Raw genomic sequence first — 528 nt, 5'->3', positions numbered from 1 at the left:
GATGATGAGAAAGCTTCAAACTGCTCTTCCACGGCGTGAGATAGCGCGCGAGTTTCGCCCAGTAAACCTTTGTTGTACGCCACACCAATGACTTGTTTTTGAGCTGCAAGTTGTTTCGCTGACTCTAACAGTTCTGGAACGTATAGGTCAGACAGTTTGCTTGAGTCAAATTCGCCCACTTTCACCGCATTATCAAACTGGATAAGAGAAAGGATTTGCTGATGGTCGGCGCTTTTCTTTGCTTCAAGTAGCAGGTTTTCGTAACGCGCAAGAATGCCACTTTCTTTGTCTAGGCCATACTTTTGAGAAGCGGAAACTAATGCTTGGAAACCTTTTTGATAAGCGAGTAAATCCTGCTTAAAACGCTGACTTGAGGGTAGGTCGTATCGGTTTAGGATTTGAGCGAGCTCTTTCTCGGTGCTTAAAAACTTATCAACATTACTATCAAATTTATCTAAGTATTTGACATTGCTGCGAAGTAAAAAGTCTTTCTCATTACGTCGCAAGTTGAGTAAGCGTATTTCTAAA

1 pseudogene is annotated in these 528 nt (G+C 42.0%); it reads right to left on the bottom strand.

The features are described 5' to 3' along the window. Positions 1 to 528 (bottom strand): annotated as a pseudogene (locus tag R8O11_RS31015) (methyl-accepting chemotaxis protein); the annotation flags it as partial.

The organism is Vibrio sp. 1288, assembly GCF_033344475.1.
This window is presented reverse-complemented; position numbering and strand designations above follow the sequence as displayed.